At 64.2% G+C, this 19164-nt stretch carries 22 protein-coding genes; 16 read left to right on the top strand and 6 right to left on the bottom strand.

Going from position 1 to position 19164, the window contains the following annotated elements; genetic code table 11:
- The first annotated feature begins 337 nt into the window (after positions 1-337).
- From dapA to lysA, 6 genes are all read left to right on the top strand, one after another.
- Positions 338-1267, top strand: coding sequence for a 4-hydroxy-tetrahydrodipicolinate synthase (gene dapA, locus BLR35_RS02155; RefSeq protein WP_090376682.1), 930 nt, complete (start codon positions 338-340; stop codon positions 1265-1267).
- Positions 1264-2037: a 4-hydroxy-tetrahydrodipicolinate reductase gene (dapB, locus tag BLR35_RS02150; RefSeq protein WP_090376681.1), complete on the top strand. Its 774-nt coding sequence runs from the start codon at positions 1264-1266 to the stop codon at positions 2035-2037. Before dapA ends, dapB begins: the two co-directional genes overlap by 4 nt.
- Positions 2034-2870 carry a 2,3,4,5-tetrahydropyridine-2,6-dicarboxylate N-succinyltransferase gene (locus BLR35_RS02145; protein ID WP_090376678.1) on the top strand — a complete coding sequence of 279 codons (837 nt, stop codon included), beginning with the start codon at positions 2034-2036 and terminating at the stop codon, positions 2868-2870. The genes dapB and BLR35_RS02145 overlap by 4 nt, the downstream gene beginning before the upstream one ends.
- 81 nt (positions 2871-2951) lie before the next feature.
- Positions 2952-3716 carry an aldo/keto reductase gene (locus BLR35_RS02140; RefSeq protein WP_090376675.1) on the top strand — a complete coding sequence of 255 codons (765 nt, stop codon included), beginning with the start codon at positions 2952-2954 and terminating at the stop codon, positions 3714-3716.
- A gap of 105 nt (positions 3717-3821) precedes the next feature.
- Positions 3822-4484 carry a hypothetical protein gene (locus tag BLR35_RS02135; RefSeq protein ID WP_139169226.1) on the top strand — a complete coding sequence of 221 codons (663 nt, stop codon included), beginning with the start codon at positions 3822-3824 and terminating at the stop codon, positions 4482-4484.
- Positions 4485-4593: 109 nt separating this feature from the next.
- Positions 4594-5829: a diaminopimelate decarboxylase gene (gene lysA, locus BLR35_RS02130; RefSeq protein ID WP_090376669.1), complete on the top strand. Its 1236-nt coding sequence runs from the start codon at positions 4594-4596 to the stop codon at positions 5827-5829.
- Here lysA and BLR35_RS02125 read toward each other — a convergent pair whose 3' ends face one another.
- Complete coding sequence (locus tag BLR35_RS02125) at positions 5830-6483, bottom strand: hypothetical protein (protein WP_090376666.1); 654 nt, start codon at positions 6481-6483, stop codon at positions 5830-5832. It lies immediately after the preceding gene.
- Positions 6484-6648: 165 nt separating this feature from the next.
- On the opposite strand from BLR35_RS02125, the gene BLR35_RS02120 reads away from it, so the two are divergent.
- The 4 genes from BLR35_RS02120 to BLR35_RS02110 all read left to right on the top strand — a co-directional run bounded on the left by BLR35_RS02120 (position 6649) and on the right by BLR35_RS02110 (position 9231).
- A complete protein-coding gene (locus tag BLR35_RS02120; RefSeq protein ID WP_090379596.1) occupies positions 6649-7728 on the top strand; it encodes a M20 family metallopeptidase in 1080 nt (359 codons plus the stop codon).
- A gap of 35 nt (positions 7729-7763) precedes the next feature.
- A complete protein-coding gene (locus tag BLR35_RS20505) occupies positions 7764-7913 on the top strand; it encodes a hypothetical protein (protein ID WP_170830946.1) in 150 nt (49 codons plus the stop codon).
- 222 nt (positions 7914-8135) lie between these two features.
- On the top strand, positions 8136-8714 hold the full coding sequence (locus tag BLR35_RS02115) for a metal-dependent hydrolase (protein ID WP_090376662.1): 579 nt from the start codon (positions 8136-8138) through the stop codon (positions 8712-8714).
- Between the two features lie 115 nt (positions 8715-8829).
- Positions 8830-9231, top strand: a complete 402-nt coding sequence (locus BLR35_RS02110; RefSeq protein WP_090376659.1) for a PPOX class F420-dependent oxidoreductase — start codon at positions 8830-8832, stop codon at positions 9229-9231.
- A gap of 21 nt (positions 9232-9252) precedes the next feature.
- Here BLR35_RS02110 and purB read toward each other — a convergent pair whose 3' ends face one another.
- A complete protein-coding gene (gene purB, locus BLR35_RS02105; protein WP_090376656.1) occupies positions 9253-10638 on the bottom strand; it encodes an adenylosuccinate lyase in 1386 nt (461 codons plus the stop codon).
- A 176-nt stretch (positions 10639-10814) separates the two neighbouring features.
- Between purB and purH the strand changes: the two genes are divergently transcribed.
- Entirely contained in the window at positions 10815-12455 is a 1641-nt protein-coding gene (gene purH, locus BLR35_RS02100; protein WP_090376653.1) for a bifunctional phosphoribosylaminoimidazolecarboxamide formyltransferase/IMP cyclohydrolase, read from the top strand.
- A 91-nt stretch (positions 12456-12546) separates the two neighbouring features.
- On the opposite strand, the gene BLR35_RS02095 is transcribed toward purH, so the two are convergent.
- Complete coding sequence (locus BLR35_RS02095; RefSeq protein ID WP_090376650.1) at positions 12547-13416, bottom strand: universal stress protein; 870 nt, start codon at positions 13414-13416, stop codon at positions 12547-12549.
- Positions 13417-13612: 196 nt separating this feature from the next.
- On the opposite strand from BLR35_RS02095, the gene BLR35_RS02090 reads away from it, so the two are divergent.
- The gene (locus BLR35_RS02090; protein ID WP_090376647.1) at positions 13613-14353 is read left to right on the top strand and encodes an SIMPL domain-containing protein; all 741 of its coding nucleotides are present in this window, start codon (positions 13613-13615) and stop codon (positions 14351-14353) included.
- 42 nt (positions 14354-14395) lie between these two features.
- On the opposite strand, the gene carA is transcribed toward BLR35_RS02090, so the two are convergent.
- A complete protein-coding gene (gene carA, locus BLR35_RS02085; protein WP_090376644.1) occupies positions 14396-15472 on the bottom strand; it encodes a glutamine-hydrolyzing carbamoyl-phosphate synthase small subunit in 1077 nt (358 codons plus the stop codon).
- Positions 15473-15574: 102 nt separating this feature from the next.
- On the opposite strand from carA, the gene BLR35_RS02080 reads away from it, so the two are divergent.
- Complete coding sequence (locus BLR35_RS02080; protein ID WP_090376641.1) at positions 15575-15988, top strand: Lrp/AsnC family transcriptional regulator; 414 nt, start codon at positions 15575-15577, stop codon at positions 15986-15988.
- A 6-nt stretch (positions 15989-15994) separates the two neighbouring features.
- On the opposite strand, the gene BLR35_RS02075 is transcribed toward BLR35_RS02080, so the two are convergent.
- A complete protein-coding gene (locus BLR35_RS02075) occupies positions 15995-16711 on the bottom strand; it encodes a PHP domain-containing protein (RefSeq protein WP_090376638.1) in 717 nt (238 codons plus the stop codon).
- 56 nt (positions 16712-16767) lie between these two features.
- On the opposite strand from BLR35_RS02075, the gene BLR35_RS02070 reads away from it, so the two are divergent.
- The 3 genes from BLR35_RS02070 to BLR35_RS02060 all read left to right on the top strand — a co-directional run bounded on the left by BLR35_RS02070 (position 16768) and on the right by BLR35_RS02060 (position 18845).
- On the top strand, positions 16768-17727 hold the full coding sequence (locus BLR35_RS02070; RefSeq protein WP_090376635.1) for a diacylglycerol/lipid kinase family protein: 960 nt from the start codon (positions 16768-16770) through the stop codon (positions 17725-17727).
- 70 nt (positions 17728-17797) lie between these two features.
- Positions 17798-18358: an NUDIX hydrolase gene (locus BLR35_RS02065; RefSeq protein ID WP_090376632.1), complete on the top strand. Its 561-nt coding sequence runs from the start codon at positions 17798-17800 to the stop codon at positions 18356-18358.
- 178 nt (positions 18359-18536) lie between these two features.
- A complete protein-coding gene (locus tag BLR35_RS02060; protein WP_090376629.1) occupies positions 18537-18845 on the top strand; it encodes a DUF7853 family protein in 309 nt (102 codons plus the stop codon).
- Between the two features lie 9 nt (positions 18846-18854).
- Here BLR35_RS02060 and BLR35_RS02055 read toward each other — a convergent pair whose 3' ends face one another.
- A complete protein-coding gene (locus BLR35_RS02055) occupies positions 18855-19157 on the bottom strand; it encodes a DUF7977 family protein (RefSeq protein WP_090376626.1) in 303 nt (100 codons plus the stop codon).
- Between the last annotated feature and the right edge of the window lie 7 nt (positions 19158-19164).

Genomic DNA, 19164 nt, shown 5'->3' with positions numbered 1-19164 from the left:
GGATATATCGCCCGACGGCTCGACGTAATCGAGCCTGTACTCCGATCCCGTTCTCGACGAACAGTGTCACTGCTCGAGTCACGTCCAGTACGAACGGAACCAAACTGGCGGATAACGAAATCCATAAGTCCGTTCCCCGTGGTTTACCGCGTATGATACGCTCCGTTCGCGTCGTCGGCCGGTTTCCCGTGAGCGGAGCGGGCGCGGTTCCTTTTCCTAAAAAACGCGTCTGAATAGTGCTCGTGGCGAGCGTAGCGACCTCGTCTCGGGCGCGGTTCGGACGCCGACCGGTTATGGAACAAACGACCGACCAGCAGATACCAGAAACTACAGAAATATGACAGACGATATCGACCTTTCGGGCGTCTTCCCGGCGATGTGTACGCCCTTCGACGAAGACGAGCGTATCGACTTCGAAACACTGCAGCAGGACGCACAGCGACTCGAGGAGGCCGGCGTCGACGGCCTCGTCCCCGTCGGTTCCACGGGCGAATCGGCGACGCTGTCACACGACGAACACGTCCAGGTCGTCGAAGCGGTCATCGACGCCGTCGACGACGTCCCCGTCATCGCGGGTTCGGGGTCGAACAACACCCGCGAGGCGCTCGAGCTATCCGAACGCTCGGCCGACGCTGGCGCGGACGGACTCCTGCTCATCTCGCCGTACTACAACAAGCCCGAACAGCGGGGCCTGATCGACCACTACGAGACGATCGCGGACGCGGTCGATCTACCACAGATCGTCTACAACGTCCCCTCGCGGACGGGACGGTCTATCGACCCCGACACTGCTGTCGCACTCGCTTCCCACGAGAACATCACGGGCTACAAGGCTGCAAGCGGCGACCTCGGACAAATCGGCGAAATCGCCGAACGCACTCGAGACGAGGACTTCGCCGTCCTCTCGGGTGACGACGCGCTGACGCTGCCGACCATTTCCGTCGGCGGGACGGGCGCGATCAGCGTCGCGGCGAACATCGAACCCGAACGGACCTGTGCGATGGTCGGCGCGGCACTCGAGGACGACTACGCACGCGCCCGGGAACTCCACCACGAACTCGGTCCGCTGTTCCGGGAACTGTTCGTCGAAACCAACCCGATCCCAGTCAAGGAGGCAATGGAGATCCGCGGCTACGGCCCCGCCCGGATGCGTTCGCCGCTCACTCGGCTCTCGGAGGAGTACCGCGACGACCTCGAAACTGTGCTCGCCGACCTCGAGACGGAGTCGCCCGCGCTCGCGGACGGCGGTCCGGAGGGTGATCGATGACGGTCAGGATCGCCGTCACCGGCGCGACCGGCCGGATGGGACGGGAGGTCGTCGCCGCCGTCGGCGATCACGAAGATGCCGAGGTCGCGTTCGCGGTCAACCGCGACCCCGACGGGGAGCGCGTCGAGGGGGTCCCCCTCGAGCCGGCAGCCGAGTTCGACTCCCTGCTCGCCACACACGAACCCGACGCAGTCGTCGACTTCACGGGGCCCGACTCCGCCCTCGAGTACGCCCGCGCCTGCGTCGAGGCCGACGCGACCGTCGCCTTCGTGACGGGGACGACGGGCTTCAGTGACGAGGCGTTCACCGAACTCGAGGAGGCCGGCGAGTCAATCCCACTCCTGCACGCGCCGAACTTCGCACGCGGCGTCCAGGCGCTGGTCAACGTCGTCGGACAGGCAGTCCGGAACCTGCCGGGCTACGACGTCGAACTGGTCGAGACCCACCACAACGGCAAGCGCGACGCCCCCAGCGGGACCGCGAACAGGTTGCTCGAGGAGATCGAGGACAACGGCGAGTTTGCGGGTCGAAATCACGGCCGCGAGGGAGAAGAACCCCGTGAGGAGGGCGAGATCGGCGTTCACGCGCTGCGAGCCGGCAATATCACTGGCGAACACGAGGTCGTCCTCGCGGGCAACGACGAGGAGGTCCGGCTGACCCACCGTGCCGAGGATCGCGGCGTCTTCGCGGCTGGCGCGGTCGACGCGGCAGTCTGGATCGCTGGACAGAAGGCAGGTCGATACGAGTTTTCGGACGTGATCGACGAATGAGTACACTCGAGTCCGACATCGAACAGCTGTGGACGGAGTACGACAGCGGCGAGGTAACCGTCGAGACGGCCGGTCAGGACGAGCACGCGACCCTGGAAGCGTTCCTCGAGGCGCTCGAGGCCGGCGAGATCCGCGCCGCCGAGAAACGCAACGGCGAGTGGGAGGCAAACGAGTGGGTCAAGCAGGGCATCCTGCTGAACTTCGGCCTGCGGGAGAACCAGGCCTACGAGTACGGCGACGTCGACCACTACGACGTGCTCCCGCTGCGCCAGACCGCCGACCTCGGTGCCCGCGGCACCCGAAACACGCCCGACGGAACGACGATCCGACGCGGTGCCTACCTCGGCTCGGACTGCATCATGATGAGCCCGAGTTTCGTCAACATCGGCGCGTACGTCGGCGACGGGACGCTCGTCGACTCCTGTGACACGGTCGGCTCCTGTGCACAGATCGGCGAGAACGTCAAGCTCGGCGCGAACACCCTCATCGGGGGCGTTCTCGAGCCAGTCGAGGACGCACCCGTCATCGTCGAGGACAACGTCTCGCTCGGTGCAGGGTGCCGCGTCACCAGCGGCTTCGTCGTCGGCGAGAACAGCGTCGTCGGCGAGAACACGCTACTGACGCCGCGCATCCCCGTCTACGACCTCGTCGAAGAGGAAATTCTCTACGGCGAACTGCCCGCAAACCGTCGTGCCTTCACCCGGTTCGTCGACTCCTCGGTCAGCGACCACGACCTCTTCGAGGGCGGCGCGTACAAGCCCGCCGTCGTCGCCACCGACCTCGAGACGGAAACGCTCGAGGCGACCGAGCGCGAGGACGCGCTGCGCGAGTAAGGCTCGTTTTCACCACGTTTTGCCCGCCGGCTTCGGACCGGGGATACGAGCGTTCTTCCGATCACGACGACAACGCGAGGTATGACACTGTCACGGATCGGCCTCGGAACCATGGGGATCGAGGAGCCGGACACGATCTCGACGGCTCTCGAGGTCGGCTACAGACACCTCGACACAGCCCAGATCTACGGGAACGAGGCCGTCGTCGGCGAGGGGCTGGCCAGGAGTTCAGTTCCGCGGGAGGACGTCACCGTCGCGACGAAAGTCTGGGCTGACAGCCTCACACCCGACGACGTGCGCCGAACCACTCGGGAAAGCCTCGAGCGACTCGACCTCGAATCGATCGATCTGCTGTACGTCCACCGCCCGATCGAGACGTACGATCCCGAACGGACGCTGCCGGCGTTCGACGCCCTCTCCGACGAGGGCGTGATCGGCGGTGTGGGGCTGAGTAACTTCACCGTCGACGAACTCGAGCGGGCAGCGGACGTTCTCGAGCACCCCATCGCGGCCCACCAGGTCGAGTATCATCCGCTCTTTCAGCCCGGCGAGTTACTCGAGCACGCTCGCGAGAATGGTTATCCACTGGTCGCGTACTCGCCACTGGCCAACGGACGAGCGGGAGAGATCGACGCGGTCGTCTCGGTGGCGGAGAAACACAACACGACGCCCGAGGCGATCTGTCTCGCCTGGCTCGCGGAGAAAGACGGTATCGTTCCGATTCCGAAAGCCAGCAGTCGCGAGCATCTCGAGGCGAACCTAAAGGCACTGGAGGTCGAACTCGAGTCCGAGGATCGGCGGCGGATCGACGGGATCGACGAAACTGAGGAGTTGTTCCCAGAGTAGTCTTCCGTCGGGCCGTTCACACTCGTTTAGCGGGAGGGTCCCGCGGGTTCGGGGTCTATCGTCCCAAGGACAAAACACTTACATTTAAAAGTTAATGGCAATGGTATGAAACGGAGGGTTCTACTGGGCAGTGTTCCTTTGGCAGTAACTACGACAGGGTGTCTGGATTCGGCCCAGTTGGACGATAGCGCGGAGGACGACCTAGACGACCACGGATCCAGTGACGATGCTGGCGGACAAGAGGCTCGTATCGAAGAGATTTCCGTCCTGGGTACCGCTGATCCGATTTCAGTAGAGGCAACTCCCGAACGCGAATACGAGTATCTGGAAGAGAAAGACGAGGTCCGAATCGAGTACGACGATCCCCCCGACAGAGAGATGCCGTTCGACGAGTGGGGGAGGCGTCGAGCGACGGCGGCTGGTGACGATAAGATACGGTCGGTACTGTCCGACGAAGGCATATCTGATGCAGGCTCTTCGATAGGAACGGTACGAAAGCAAGACGTCGACGAGGATAAATCGAGTCAAGACCCGGACCCGTCGATATTCGACCGAGAAGTCGGTATAGGAATCAGTGTCGAGATTACGTACTACTATGAAGGTGACGAGCTAGTGGAGGAACCGGACACTGATCTCGATACCCTCGTCGAGGTCGTTCCGCCATATATTGAAGTCACGATGCTGTTCGAAGAACGGGAGTATACAGCAGATGTCCCTATTCTGTGTACGCGGCGGTGGACCGATCGTGAAAGAATGGACGATGTCTAATAGAGACGGAAAACTGAATTAGGGTACAACCCGCGTATCTGCAGTCATCTCGGCTACGCCCCGTTCCGAACCCAAACCCTTGAATCCACGCGGTTACTTGCACTGACCAATGACCGACCTCGCCGACTCGCCGGCCGTCCGCCGGCTCTCGGACTGGGACCTGTCGCGACTCGAGTCGATCGCCGACGAGTACGAGACGCCGCTGTACGTGATGGATCTCGACCGCGTGAAGGAGAACTACACCCGTTTCTCGGCCGCGTTCCCGGACGCGGACGTCATGTATGCCGCCAAGGCACACACGGGCAAGGCCGTCCTCGAGGCAGTCCTCGAGGCCGGCGGGACGATCGAGTGTGCGGCCTGGGGCGAACTGCAGCGGTCGATCGACGCAGGCGCGGACCCGAACGAACTGCAGTACACCGCGGTGAACCCGCCGGATCGCGACCTCGACTACGCGGCCGACCTCGGGGCCGACAATCCGGGGCTGACGATCACCATCGGTGCGACCGACACCCTCGAGCGCCTCGCAGAACGGGGCTACGACGGGCGCATTGCGATCCGGATCAACCCCGGGATCGGAACCGGCCATCACGAGAAGGTCGCGACCGGTGCCGACGCGAAGTTCGGGATTCCCTACGAGCGCGTCCCCGACGTCGCCGACCGAGTTCGCGAGGAGTTCGAACTGGTCGGCATCCACGCCCACGCCGGCAGCGGCGTGTTGACCGACGACCTCGAGGACCACTGCGAGGCGATCGAACGCGTCGGCGAGATGGCCCGGCGGATCGGCGACGACGAACTGGAGTTCGTCGACGTCGGCGGCGGCTACGGCGTCCCCTACCGCGAGGACGAACCGCCGCTGGACCTCGAGCGAACGTCGGAGATGGTCCGCGACGCCGTCGGCGACCTCGAGGCACAGCTGAAACTCGAGCCCGGCCGCTATATCGTCGCCGACGCGGGCCTCATCCTGACGGAGGTCAACACGATCAAGGAAGCGCCCGACACCACCGTCGTCGGCATCGACGCCAGCCTCTCGACGCTGATCCGGCCCGCGATGTTCGGCTCCTACCACCCCATGCTGAACGTCTCCGCGCCCGACCGCGAGCCGATCGAGGCGACCGTCGGCGGCCCCGTCTGTACCAGCGCGGACGTCTTCGCCCACGACCGACCGATCGCCGAACCCGAACGCGGCGACGTCCTCGCCATCGGCAACGCCGGCTCCTACGGCTACGAACTGGCAAACCAGTTCCACTCCCAGCCAAAGCCAGCGGAGGTCGCACTCAAGGACGGCGACGCTCGCGTCGCACGACGGCGCGAGACGCTCGAGGACGTGACGCGACTCGAGCAGTAATCAGTACTCCGTCCACCGCTCGAGAGCTGCCGGCACGTATTTCGGCTGGCTGTAGGATGGCCGAAACCGAAACAGATCGCCGATTCTGAGCTCGCTAAATGCTTCTTGACTCAGACGGTAACTGGTCGTATCACCCGCGAGGAACGGCATCGACGAATCGCTCGACGCGGCGTCGTCTCGGTCGGCCAACGTCACTCGACCGTCGAAGACGAACTCGTCGAACGATTCACGAAGTCGATCGGTCACGACCGAATCGACGGTGAGCGGAGGCTCGGGTACCGCATACTCCGGTTCGTTCTCGAGCGTATCCTCGTAGGCAGGATAGACGACGACTTCGTCGGGGACCATCGGTGCGACGTGGGCTCCGTCGGGGAGGTCCGGATACGCTTCTGGTTCGATACGCTGTGAGAAGACTGTCAGTGCGTCGTTCTCCTCGAGCGGAAGGTCCTCGTCCACAAACGGATGCGCGTCGAACAGTTCGTAGGCGTGTCCGTTTCGTACGCCGATCACCCGTTTAGAACTGAGTGACGCCTCGATTGGATCGTGCGGAGTAACGACGTCTCGAGTCGACGTACGAACGTCGGCACATCCGGCGAGCGCCGTTGCCGAACCCGTCCCGCAGATGGCGAGAAACGTCCGTCTGTCGGAGGGCATGACACACGGTTGAAACCACAGCAGGAAATAACGTTCGTTCGACAGGTGCCGAGCTGGACAGGACGACAGCAGAGCCGTGCTATCGAACGAAAGACTGTGCTTATCACCCGCCAGTGGGAACGACGAGTATCCACGTTCGTCGACGAGATCGACGAAACCCACACAATGAGTTTCGACATCGCCACGTTCCACGCCGAGGCTGTCCGGACGCCCTCCCACGAGGACGTCGCCGAGATGCGCGAGCTACTGGTCGAGACCCTCGAGGACGCCGGCCTCGAGCCTGAAGTCGACGACCTCGGGAACGTGCTGGCGAGCAAGGGGGACGGCGAGCCCCACCTTGTTCTGAACACCCACATCGACACCGTCGCACCCCACGTTCCCTACGAACGGGATGGCGACGTCGTTCGCGGGCGCGGAGCCTGTGACGCGAAGGGGCCACTCGCTGCGTTGCTCGCAGCCTTCCTGCGCGTCGATCCCACGGCCGGCAAACTGACGCTCGCGATCACGCCCGACGAGGAGACCCTGATGACCGGCGCGGCGGGACTGCAGGACAGGCTCTCCGCGGACGGCTACATCGTCGGCGAACCCACCGACCTCGACGTCTGTATCGCCGCTCGAGGCCAGTGTGAGGGAACGATCACTATCGAAGGCGAAAGCGGTCACGCCGCGAGCGTCCCCGCCGAGAAAAACCCCGTCTTCGGCCTCGAGCACGTTCTCGAGGCGCTCCGAACCTACGACGACGAAGCTGGACCCGGCGAGGACGACGTGCTCGGCGAGCCGAAACTGACGCCGACCGTCCTCGAGGGCGGCGAGGCACCGAACCGCGTTCCCGAGACCTGTCGATTCACGTTCGATCGACGGAGCGTCCCGCCAGAGACGGCCGACTCGTTCCGCGAGGGGCTGGAGACGCACCTCGAGCGAGCGGTCGCCGAGGAGTCGGAACTCGAGGTGACGGTCGACCTCATCCGTCCCGACACGCCGTTCCCGAAGGCGTTCGTGACCGACGAAGACGACGAACTCGTGGGAACGCTCCATGAGGCAAGCGGCGGCGACGTACGGCCGTTCGGCGCGGCGACCGAGGCCGGTTTCTTCGCCGACGACGCGCCGACGGTCGTCTTCGGCCCCGGCGTACTGGCCGACGAGAAGGGCGGGGTCGCGCACGCCCAGCGGGAATACGTTCGGCTTCCCGAGGTAGAGGAAGCGGCGGACGCGCTCGAGGCGACGCTGCTCGAGTTGGGCGCGTAGAAACGATTATTGCGTTGTGAGCGGACGCTGGAACCGTGGCCGAAATCGACGACGAAGTCCGCCGACTGTACGAGCGGTTCCAGTCGGCCGATACCGACGAGAAACGTCACGAAATCGCCCTCGAGATGGGGAAGATCGACGGCCGTCGTCACTCCGAGATTTACGCAGCGCTCGAGGACGAGTGAGGCCACCGTCGCTCGAGCAGGCTCCAATCGGCACCCTATTTCGCCCGGTCTGATACTGCCAGACATTGTGCGAATCCGCCGCGTTCGTCCAGTGACCCCTCTTTATTGACTACTGTTCGACAGTTGCAGTCACCAGCCGATCACTGCTGCTTCTGGGCCAATGCTTCCACTCCGTGCAAACCGACACAACCGCTTACCGCACGGCCGGTGTAGCCCGCCCCGATGTATCCATGGGGCCATCTCGCCGTCGCCTACCTGCTGTACTCGCTGTACGCTCGAGGCCGATTCCGTCGACCACCGAAACCAGCACCGGTACTCGCCGTGCTCGTCGGCTCGCAGTTCGCCGACCTGCTCGACAAACCGCTCTGGTTTCTCGGCGTCTTTCCGACTGGGCGTGATCTCGGTCACTCGCTTCTGTTCGCCGGCGTCCTGATCGTCGCCGTCTACGCTGTCGCGCTCGTCTTCGATCGAGTCGAGACGGCGACCGCGTTCGTCGTCGCGCACCTGTCGCACCTGCTTGCCGACCTCCCGCCGCGGTTCTTCCTGGGGTATCCGTTCGGGACCGAGTTCCTGCTGTGGCCGATCGTGTCCCACGGAACCTTCGGCTACAGCGAACAGGTGTTCGAACCGCCGGAACTCGTCGCACTCGTCGTCACGCCGTTTACCGATCCGGCGACGTTTCTCGCCCTCGAGTTCGTCCTGGTCGGACTCGCCCTCGCGCTGTGGTACGTCGACGGACGTCCCGGACTCGAGTACGTTCGGCGCGGGGAACGAGGGGACTGCCAGGGTCCTCGCGCGTGATTTACTCGCTTTCGAGGTCGCCGACGATTTCCGGAGAGTCGCCAAATAATCTGACCGGTCTCGGAGCCGGAACGTAAGGGTGGACGAATTAGTAGCACGACGGTGCAGTCCGTGTATGGCCTCGATCCCAGACGACTTTCAGAACCTGTTCGAGAAGAAGACGTTCGCGCACATCTCCACGCTGCTGCCCGACGGCTCGCCCCACGTCACGCCGGTTTGGGTCGACTACGACGCCGACGCGGACCGCATTCTCGTCAACACCGAGCGCGACCGACGCAAGGAGAAAAACGTCCGGAACGACTCGCGGATCGGCGTGAGTATGACCGATCCCGACGACCCCTATCGAATGCTCTCGGTGACGGGCGAAGTCGACGAGATCACGACGGAGAACGCACGCGAGCACATCGACGAACTGACACAGCGATACATGGGTGAAGACGAGTATCCGAGCCCGATCGAGACCGAACGGGTCATCATCTCGATCGAACCCGATCAGGTGCGGGCCATGGGAAGGTAGTCGGGCGCGTTCGACGAGAGACTATTCGAGGTCGTCGACCAGTTCGTCGGCGACGCCAGTGTAGCCTGACGGTGTCAGGGCTCGCAGTTCCTCGCGGACCGACTCGTCGACCTCGAGGTCGTCGAATAGCTCGCGGAAGTCCTCGAGGGTGACGTCTTTCCCGCGCGTAAGAGCCTTGACCTGCTCGTAAGCGTCCTCTTGACCCTCCCGGCGGAGGATCGTCTGGACGGCCTCGCCGATGATCTCGGGGGTCGACTCGAGGTCCTTGCGCATGACCGTCTCGTTGGGGACGACTTTCTCGAGACCCGCAGCGGTCTTCGTGTAGCCGATCAGACAGTGGGCGAAGGCCGCGCCGATGTTACGCTTGACCGTCGAGTCCGAGAGGTCACGCTGGAGCCGCGAGGTGGTAATATAGTCGGCGAGGAACCCGAGGTCCGAATTGGCCTTCGAGAGGTTGCCCTCGCTGTTCTCGAAGTCGATCGGATTGACCTTGTGGGGCATCGTCGACGAGCCAGTCTCGCCCTCGACGGCTTGCTGTCCGAGGTAGCGGTCGGAGACGTAGAGCCACATGTCCAGATCCAGGTCTAACAGGACGTCGTTGGCGCCCCGAATCGCGTCGAACAGCGCCGCGAGGTCGTCACACGGGTTGACCTGCGTGGTCAGCGGTTCGAACTCGAGGCCGAGACCCGTGACGAACTCCTCGGCGAAGGTCTGCCAGTCGACGTCGGGATAGGCAGCTTCGTGAGCGGCGTAGGTGCCCGACGCACCGCCGAGTTTGCCACGGAGGTTGTCGACGGCGGCGTGGATCCGGCCGGTCGAACGGGCGAGTCGCGATGCGTAGACGGCCATCTCCTTGCCGAAGGTGGTCGGCGTCGCGGGCTGGCCGTGGGTGCGTGCGAGCATCGGGAGGTCACGGTGCTCGCGTGCCATCTCCCCCAGCGCGTTTCGAACCTCGTACAGCTCCGGGAGCAGGACCTCGGAGACGCCGTCCTGGACGAGCAGCCGGTGGGCGAGGTTGTTGACGTCCTCGCTTGTCAGTCCGAAGTGGATCCAGGCCGAGGCGTCGCTGTCCTCGGGAAGTCGGTGACGGACGAAGTACTCTACGGCCTTCACGTCGTGGTTCGTCGCTTCGAACTCCGCGTACCCTTCCGTCTCGAGTTTCTTGATCAGTCGTGCGTCCTCTTCGGCGAAGTGCTGGTAGAGGCCACGGAGTTTGTCGCGTTCGTCCGAATCGATCTCGAGGGGCGTCGCCTCGAGATCGGCCAGCGCGAGCAGGTACTCGACTTCGACGCGGACGCGAGCGCGCATGAGCGCGGCTTCGCTGGCGTACGGCGACAGCGGTGCAGTTCGGCTACCGTACCGGCCGTCCAGCGGCGAGACGGCGTACAGGGCGTCGGTGTCGGTCATTGTGCGAGTCTTTCCAGCACGGTCCAAAAGGGTATCGAAACGACGCGGGTTCGAACACACGTGCGTGCATATTGGAAGAACAGCGTTCGATAATACCGCCATAATTATACATGTATGTGTATACTTAGCTGCTCGAGACCGCAACGGCTTTCCCCATTGCGGATGGGCATACGCCTATGACGCGAATCGCCGGGATGGCCGGCAACCGAGGGCGTAACCTGTTGAACATCGCCGACAGACGACCTGGCGGAGCCGACCTCGCCGTCGTCCTGACGAACGACGAGAACGCGCCGGTGCTCGAGGCCGCCGCCGAACGCGGGATTCCGACCGAGGTCGTCCCGCTCGCCGAGGGGATGAGTCGCCGTGAACACGAGGAAGCCGTCAACGAGGCGCTCGCCGACTACGAGTTCGAGCTGGTCTGTCTCGACGGCTACATGCGAATTCTCTCGGACACGTTCCTCGAGGCTCAGCCGACGACGCTGAACGTCCATCCCTCGCTGCTGCCCGCGTTCCCCGGCACGGACGCCTGGGGCGACGCGCTCGAGGCCGACGTCTCGGTGACGGGCTGTACTGTTCACGTCGTGACCGACGCGACGGACGAGGACGGCAACGTCGTCGAGAACGAGGTCGACGGCGGACCGATCGTCACCCAGGAGCCGATTCCGGTCTACGAGGGCGACGACAGCGAGTCGCTGAAAGAACGTGTCCTCTACGAAGGCGAGTTCCGCGCGTACCCGCGAGCAGTCAAGTGGTTCGCCGAGGGTGCCGTGGACGTGGATCTCGAGGCGGGCGAGGTAACCGTCGACGTCGACGTCGCGAGTACCGAGGGCGGCGATCACGACGGGCTTCCAGGTCGACGGCTCGTCTCGAGCGACCGTATCGACACGCTTCGCTACGGCGAGAACCCACACCAGGACGCCGCGGTGTACGCCGACTACACCTGCGACGAGGCCAGCGTCGTCCACGCCGAACAGTTGAACGAGGGCGCGAAGGACCTCTCGTACAACAACTACAACGACGCCGACGGCGCGCTGAACCTGATCAAGGAGTTCGACGAACCCGCTGCGGCGGTCATCAAACACACCAACCCCGCGGGCTGTGCGACCGGCGACTCCCTCGCGGAGGCCTACGAGAAGGCGCTCTCGACGGATCCGATGAGCGCCTTCGGCGGCATCGTCGCGCTCAACCGCGAGTGCGACGCTGAGACGGCCGAGCGGATCATCGACTCCTTCAAGGAGGTCGTCGTCGCCCCCGGCTACACCGACGACGCACTCGAGGTGCTCTTCGAGAAGGGGAACCTCCGCGTCCTCGACGTCGGTGAACTGGACGACGAACCGACGGAACGATTTACCGAAAAGCCGCTCGTCGGCGGCCGACTCGTCCAGGAACGCGACCTGCAGTCGATCTCGGTCGACGACCTCGAGGTCGTCACCGAACGCGAACCCACGGAGGAAGAACTCGAGTCGATGCTGTTCGCCTGGCAGACGCTCAAGCACGTCAAGTCCAACGGTATTCTCTTCGCCGACGGGACGGAGACGGTCGGCATCGGGATGGGCCAGGTGTCCCGCGTCGACGCGGTGCGACTCGCAGCGATGAAAGCGGACGAGCACGCCGAAGGGAAAGACGCCGACGGTGCAGTCATGGCCTCGGACGCGTTCTTCCCGTTCCCGGACGGCATCGAGGAGGCCGCGAAAGCGGGTATCGAGGCCGTGATCCAGCCCGGTGGATCGAAGAACGACGATTCGGTCATCGAGGCTGCGGACGAGCACGATATCGCGATGGTGTTCACGGGTCAGCGGTCTTTCAGACACGACTGAGCAGTAGCGAGGGAGTGTCCCGGTTCGAGCGGCGAGCAACACAAATCGCTCGAGGAGCTGGCCGCCAGAGTACCTGAACGACCGCTAGACGTCACCCCAGAAGATTTCGGACGCGTCGCCAAACCGTCTCGGAGACGCCCTGCCGACGTTTCGCCATCACGACCGCGCTGTCGGCCTCGCGACCGATCGTCTCCGGAATCTCGCCGACGAGAACGCGTCGAAGGAGTCCGCTCTCGGCCGCGCCGATGACCGTCACGTCGTGATCTCCCGTGCGCTCGAGGATCGTCTCCCGGACGTCGCCCTCGAGGACGGTCTGTTCGACCGACGTGACGGCACCCAGTTCCGACGAGGTGCGAGTCAGCAGGTCACGGGCGTCGGCGACCATCTCTTCCTCGCGGTCCGAAACGACGGTGAGGAGTTCGATCCGGGCGTCGTGGGCGCGTGCGAGCGATCCGGCGACTCGTGCGGCCAGGTCGGTGTTCGGTCCGCCCGCGACGGGGACGAGGACCGAATCGATCTCGCCGGAGGCCTCACGATCGATCCGCTTGACGAGGACGTCACACGGCGCGTTCGCGAGGATCTCGTCGATGTAACTCCCGAGGACGACGTCGCGCCGACGCGGTCGACCGCGCCAGCCGAGCAGGAGAGTCTCGATTCGTTCGTCCTCGTCTCCAGCGATCGCGAGAATGCCGTCCGCGACGCTCCGACCGAATCGAATGCGGCCCGTCGCGGAGACGTCGTGCTCGCGGGCGCGTTCGAGTGCGTACTCGAGGACTTCGCGGTGGTCCTCTATCTCGAGTTCGTCGCTGGCTTGCTCGAGCGATAGCTGCATCGGGACGGTGACGACCGTGACGACGAGAATCTCGAGGTTGCGGTCGCGCGCGATGTCGGTGGCGGTGTCGAGCAGCCTGTCGGCGGTCTCCGGGTTGGCGACGGGGACGAGGAGTCTGTCGGCCGGCATATCGTTCGTCTGATAATAGTCGCCGGAAATCAAGTAAGCTGTGCCCGAGTGGCACTGATACGGATTGCTGTAACGATGTACCGGCGCAACCGCGACCCGAATAGCGGTTGCGGCGGAAATGACTTACAGTAAACCGGATGAAAGACGCGTTTCACCTTGCAGAGGTGACTTTTCGGTTGCCGTCCTTGCGTCGTGTATGGATCGACGACAGTTCCTCGCGGCGTCGGGCGTCGGCGCTGCTGCGACACTTGCCGGCTGTATCGGCAGTGCGACCGACGATGAACAGGCTGCGTCCGGAAACGGCGACAACGAGATCGTCGTCAGTACGAGCGGCGAAGTCGAGACCGAACCCGACGAGGCGACGGTCAGCGTCGGCGTCGAGGCACGCGGCGAGTCCGCCGACGAGGTGACCGACGAACTGGCCGAGGGTGCCGACCAGTTGCGCGAGACGTTCGACGAACTCGGCATTCCCGAAGACCACGTCGAAGAGGGCGGCTATCGGGTTAGGCCGGTTACGGGACGGGACGGCGACGTCGAGGAGATCCGCGGCTCACACTCGTTCGAGGTAACCGTCGAGGACGTCGACCGGGTCGGCGAGGTGATCGACGCCGCGGTCGAGGCCGGAGCCGACGACATCGGCCGCGTCAACTTCACGGTACAGGAGGAGACTCGCGACGAACTCCGGAAGGAGGCGATCGACGAGGCACTCGAGAACGCGGACGAAGAGGCCGAACACATCGCGGCCAACCGCGGCGTCTCGCTGACGGGAACGACGTCGGTGAGCACGAGCGACGTCCAGGTCCACACGGTCAGTCACAGGACAGCCTACGATGCCGTTGCAGAGGCCGACGACGCAGGACCGAGTACGGAGATCGACGCCGATCCGGTGAGCGTCTCGGCGTCGACGACCGTCAGCTACGGCTTCACCGATAGCTAACTGGAGTTTCGAAGTTCGAAGTCGAGAGAGTAGACGGTCGGATCAGTCGTCCGCGGGAACTGCTCGCTGGCTTCGGCCCTCGGCCATCGAGAGGACGTCGTCGAAGAAGTCGAGGGTGTCCTCCGGGCCGGGGTTGGCTTCGGGGTGGTACTGGCGGGTGATGACGTCATGGTCGATCCCGTCGAGCCCTTCGGGGGTGTCGTCGTTGACGTTGATCTGGGTGACCTCGAGGTGGTCGCCCGGTTCGGCGACGGTGTAGCCGTGGTTCTGCGTGGTCATGACGACCTGGCCGGACTCTACGTCGAGTACAGGCTGGTTGACGCCGCGATGACCGAAGTCCATCTTCTCGGTGGTGCCGCCGAGTGCTTCGGCGACGATCTGCTGGCCGAGACAGATGCCGGCGACGGGCGTGTCGTCGACGAACTCCTGGACGAGTTCGATCGCGCCCTCGTAGTTCGCGGGGTCGCCAGGGCCGTTCGAGATGAACAGCACGTCGGGATCGACGTCTTCGACGTCGGCGACGGTCGCGTCGTAGGGGAGGACGTGGACTTCGGCGTCACGAGCGACGAGGGAGTCGACGATCGATCCCTTCGCTCCACAGTCGACCAGCGCGACGGTCTCGCCATCGTTGTCCGCGCCGTGGACGACCGGTTCGTCGACGCTGACCTGTGCGCCGATCTCGGTGTGTTCGCTCATCGTCTTGCACTCCTCGAGTTCGGCCAGGGCGTCTTCTTCGGTGACGTCCTCGCCGACGGCGATGCCACACTTCATCGCGCCGCCGTCACGGATCTCGGTGACGACTTCGCGGGTGTCGAGGTGGTCGATCGCCGGCACGCCCTCGGACTCGAGCCATCCGGCGACGTCGTCGGTCAGTTCCTTCGCGAGGACGGCACGGGGGTGGACGCGGTCGTCCTCGAACCGTTCCTCTCGGACGCCGTAGTTGCCGATCAGCGGATAGGAGAAGGTGAGCACCTGTTCCTCGTAGGACGGGTCGGTCAGGCTCTCCTCGTATCCTGTGTATGCTGTCGTGAAAACCAGTTCGCCACGAGCAGTTCCCGGAGCACGACCACGCCCCTCGATCACGTGGCCGCCTTCCAGTGCAACGTAGGCTTCCGTCATTACGAACTACGTATTGATCCCACGGCCATAAGTGTTGTCTTCGAAACTCAGTTACGAATTTCGTAATCGGTAAGTGCCCGTTCCACGTATCCTCGGATCTCCATGGACGAACTCGATCGACAGATCCTCGATATTCTCCGGCGAGACGCCCGGACACCCTACACCGAGATCGCCGACGAGATCGGCACCAGCGAGGGGACCGTCCGCAACCGCGTCGAACGGATGATGGACGACGAGATCATCGAACGGTTCACGATCTCGACCCGGACAGGCAACGTCAAGGCGATGCTCGAGATCAGCGTCGCGGTCGACGTCGACACGAAGAACGTCTCCGAGCGGATGGCCGACTGGGAGGAGGTAGACCTCGTCTGGATGGTCTCGGGCGAACAGGACATCGTCCTCATCGTCGACGCCGCGGACACGCGCGGCGTCAACGACCTCATCACGAAAGCCCGCAACCAGGACGAGGTCGTGAGCACGATGACCCGACTCATTCTCGACGAACAACTGGGCTAACTCGAGTTACTGTTCCTCACCCGGTGGCGTCCCGACGCCCGGTGTCGGCCGCTCTATCGCGTCGATCACCCGTTTCCGTCGATGAATCGCCCTGTATCCCCGCCGCAGGAGACGATCCAGCGACGACCGACCGACGCGGGCGCTCACCCGGCCGTCGCGAATCGCGTCGACGAGCGCGGACGGCGTGAGTCGATCCGCGTCGGTCTCGACGACTGTGTACGCCCGTCCAACTTCGAACGGGTAGTGTGCGTCGCTGCCGCCGACCAGCGGTAGCTCCCGTTCGGCCGCCAGTTCCTCGACGAGCGGCTGCGAGCGCGGATGTTTGCCGTTGACCTCGATCGCGTCGAAGAGGACGTCCTCGAGTTCGCGGACGGTGCTGTTTCGAAACGGGTGGGCGACGATCGCGGCACAGTCGCGTTCGTGTGCCAGTTCGACCGCCGCTGCCGGGGAGAGCGATCCCGGTTCCGTCGCCGGCGGCGGGTCGGGACCGACGACGAGAACGTGACCGCGATCGGTCGTGATCTCGATCCCGGGGAGGACGGCGACGTCGACGTCCGGATCGAACGGCGTGTAGTAGTCGTGATTCGTCGTCGCGACCCCCGAGAGACCGCGACGAGCGGTCGCTTCGGCGAGGAGTCGAGCCCCGACAGGGTCGAACCGATCGCCGAGCCGTCGACGACCGTGGAAGAATCGCGTGTGCGCGTGTAGATCGACGGCGTACATCTACGAGAGCATACGCCGGGACGTCTCTTTTGTTTACGCCCGGCACGTACTACGGTATGGAGGCGGACGGCCGAACGGAGCGAAACCGCGTCCTCGTACTCAACCCCGTCAGCGGGAGCGGCGATCACGTCGACGACGTCGTCGAACTGGCTGCCGACTACGGATTCGATATTCGACGAACCGAGGAAGCCGGCGACGCGAAACGACTCGCCCAAGTAGCCGCAGAGGAAGCGACTCTCGTCGCAGCAGCCGGCGGCGACGGCACCGTCAACGAGGCCGTCAACGGCATCGCGGCCGCGGGCGAACTCGAGACGACGACGCTCGCGGTCGTACCGGCCGGGACGGGCAACAACTTCGCCTCGAACGTCGGGGTCGAGGGTATCGAACACGCCTTCGCGGTCGCGGAAACCGGTCGCCGGCGAACGATCGACCTCGGCGTCGCGAACGGACAGGTGTTCGCCAACTCCTGTGTCGGCGGCGTCACCGCGAAAGCCAGCGGCGAGACGTCCACGGAGAGCAAATCGGAACTGGGAGTCCTCGCCTACGTCAAAGAGACCCTCGACGCGATCGGATCGTTCGATTCACCCCCACTGCAGGTAGACACCGGCGAGGGGCCGGACGGCGATTCGTCCCGGACGTGGGAAGGAAAGGCGCTGTTCGTGCTCGTCGGAAACTGCCGGCGATTCACCGGGGCGCGGACCGCCCAGGCGAACGTCGAAGACGGCCTCCTCGAGGTGACGATCGTCGAGGACGCTCCGACAACCGACCTGCTGGGCGATGCGACCGTCGAACGCCTGTTCGACCAGGAGAGCGACCGTATCGTCCGGCGGCGGACGCCGTCGGTCACGATCGAGAGCCGCGGCGAATCCGTCCAGTACAGCCTCGACGGGGAGATGCTCGAGACCGAACGTCTGCGAATCGAGACCGATCCGGGCGCGCTCGAGATCGCGGTCGGCGACGACTACGATCCGAATCCGGACGAACAAAAGCGGGGACTGTGGCCGTTCGAGGGATAACGGGATCGGCGGCGACGTCGGATGGCTGCGAGGCGATACTGGTTTCAGGACCCTCCGCAATTGTGCAGGTATGAGTACGCGGCAGGACGACATGGACCACGAGAACGCCGAACAGGACGTGATCGCAGTCGATGCCGACGACAACGAGGTCGAACTCGTCAACCGGCTCGAGGCCCACACCGGTGACGGGATCCGCCACCGCGCGTTCACGTCGCTGGTCTTCGACGAGGACGACAACATCCTGCTGGCTCAGCGAGCGCCCGAGAAACGCCTCTGGGGGACCTACTGGGACGGCACCGTCGCTTCCCATCCCGTCCAGGGGCAGAGCCAGGAGGAGGCAACCCGCCAGCGTCTCGAGGAGGAACTCGGGATCACGCCGAACCAGTACGACGACCTGCGACTGACCGACCGGTTCGAGTACAAACGTTACTTCGAGAACGCGGGCGTCGAACACGAGGTGTGTGCGGTACTGAAGCTAACGCTGACCGACCGTACGCTCGACCCCGACGAGGAAGAGGTCGCCGGCCTGATGTGGGTGCCTTACGAACGGCTCCACTCCAATCCCGAGTGGTACCGACAGCTTCGTCTCTGCCCCTGGTTCGAAATCGCGATGCGTCGCGACGTCGAGTGAGGGTCACATCGTCACTCCATTTTTGACAATACGCGCCTCGAAAGCGGTGCTGCTCGCCGTTCTCGCCGAGACGACCGTGCCACACCATTTCGTGAGAAAGGGTAGCAGGCAACAAGCTTTATCACATCCTCGTTCGTAGCCACGCTCGAGGACCAAAATCACCGGTCCGTATGACGATATGAGTTCCCAACCACCGGAAACCGAGACGTTCGAAGTGACACTCTCCAGAGAAGAGCGATGGGTCGTTCATCACGTCCTGACAGACTGTATCGACGACGCCGTAGACGAAGACGAATCACCGCCCTCCTGGGTACTCGACGTATTCGAGACGGTCGAGGAGAGAGAAAAATCGGACGTTCTCACCGGACCGGAGGCGCGACGGCTCCACGAGGAACTGACCAGCTATCTCGACGACTCCGAAACGCCGGAGCGAGACGTCGAACACGGGGCCGCCGTCGCCGAACGACTCGAGACGGCACTCGAGTAGCACTCCCTTTTACGCGCGAGTCGTCGCCCAGACCGCCGTCAGCGCGAGCAGTGCTGCCGGGAACAGCGGAAGAATGATCAGCGCGAACCTGTACTCGAGGCCCGGCGGTACCAGGAGGATCATCGCCGGCGAGACGATGAAGGCGAAGAACATCACGCCGACGAGGATCCAGCCACGCCAGTCGAACTCGCGATCGGCCGTCGCGGGGTGGGCGGGATCGTCGACCCACTCCTCGTCCTCGTCGCGGCTATCGCTGTCCTCGTCGAACGTGGATGGGTCGTGAACGTAGCCACCGTCGTCGCTCGAGGTCACGATCGGA

The sequence above is a fragment of the Natronobacterium texcoconense genome (assembly GCF_900104065.1).
Taxonomy (GTDB): domain Archaea; phylum Halobacteriota; class Halobacteria; order Halobacteriales; family Natrialbaceae; genus Natronobacterium; species Natronobacterium texcoconense.
This window is presented reverse-complemented; position numbering and strand designations above follow the sequence as displayed.

Excerpts from the sequence above, each read along its gene's own strand:
- BLR35_RS02115 (WP_090376662.1), top strand. The coding sequence starts at position 8,136 with ATGTATCCATGGGGCCATCTCGCCGTCGCCTACCTGCTGTACTCGCTG.
- BLR35_RS02090 (WP_090376647.1), top strand. The coding sequence starts at position 13,613 with ATGGATCGACGACAGTTCCTCGCGGCGTCGGGCGTCGGCGCTGCTGCG.
- BLR35_RS02065 (WP_090376632.1), top strand. The coding sequence starts at position 17,798 with ATGAGTACGCGGCAGGACGACATGGACCACGAGAACGCCGAACAGGAC.
- BLR35_RS02110 (WP_090376659.1), top strand. The coding sequence starts at position 8,830 with ATGGCCTCGATCCCAGACGACTTTCAGAACCTGTTCGAGAAGAAGACG.
- BLR35_RS02145 (WP_090376678.1), top strand. The coding sequence starts at position 2,034 with ATGAGTACACTCGAGTCCGACATCGAACAGCTGTGGACGGAGTACGAC.
- BLR35_RS02125 (WP_090376666.1), bottom strand. The coding sequence starts at position 6,483 with ATGCCCTCCGACAGACGGACGTTTCTCGCCATCTGCGGGACGGGTTCG.
- carA (WP_090376644.1), bottom strand. The coding sequence starts at position 15,472 with ATGACGGAAGCCTACGTTGCACTGGAAGGCGGCCACGTGATCGAGGGG.
- BLR35_RS02060 (WP_090376629.1), top strand. The coding sequence starts at position 18,537 with ATGAGTTCCCAACCACCGGAAACCGAGACGTTCGAAGTGACACTCTCC.
- BLR35_RS02140 (WP_090376675.1), top strand. The coding sequence starts at position 2,952 with ATGACACTGTCACGGATCGGCCTCGGAACCATGGGGATCGAGGAGCCG.
- BLR35_RS02080 (WP_090376641.1), top strand. The coding sequence starts at position 15,575 with ATGGACGAACTCGATCGACAGATCCTCGATATTCTCCGGCGAGACGCC.
- purH (WP_090376653.1), top strand. The coding sequence starts at position 10,815 with ATGACGCGAATCGCCGGGATGGCCGGCAACCGAGGGCGTAACCTGTTG.
- BLR35_RS02135 (WP_139169226.1), top strand. The coding sequence starts at position 3,822 with ATGAAACGGAGGGTTCTACTGGGCAGTGTTCCTTTGGCAGTAACTACG.
- purB (WP_090376656.1), bottom strand. The coding sequence starts at position 10,638 with ATGACCGACACCGACGCCCTGTACGCCGTCTCGCCGCTGGACGGCCGG.
- BLR35_RS02070 (WP_090376635.1), top strand. The coding sequence starts at position 16,768 with ATGGAGGCGGACGGCCGAACGGAGCGAAACCGCGTCCTCGTACTCAAC.
- BLR35_RS02095 (WP_090376650.1), bottom strand. The coding sequence starts at position 13,416 with ATGCCGGCCGACAGACTCCTCGTCCCCGTCGCCAACCCGGAGACCGCC.
- BLR35_RS02120 (WP_090379596.1), top strand. The coding sequence starts at position 6,649 with ATGAGTTTCGACATCGCCACGTTCCACGCCGAGGCTGTCCGGACGCCC.
- BLR35_RS02075 (WP_090376638.1), bottom strand. The coding sequence starts at position 16,711 with ATGTACGCCGTCGATCTACACGCGCACACGCGATTCTTCCACGGTCGT.
- lysA (WP_090376669.1), top strand. The coding sequence starts at position 4,594 with ATGACCGACCTCGCCGACTCGCCGGCCGTCCGCCGGCTCTCGGACTGG.
- dapB (WP_090376681.1), top strand. The coding sequence starts at position 1,264 with ATGACGGTCAGGATCGCCGTCACCGGCGCGACCGGCCGGATGGGACGG.
- dapA (WP_090376682.1), top strand. The coding sequence starts at position 338 with ATGACAGACGATATCGACCTTTCGGGCGTCTTCCCGGCGATGTGTACG.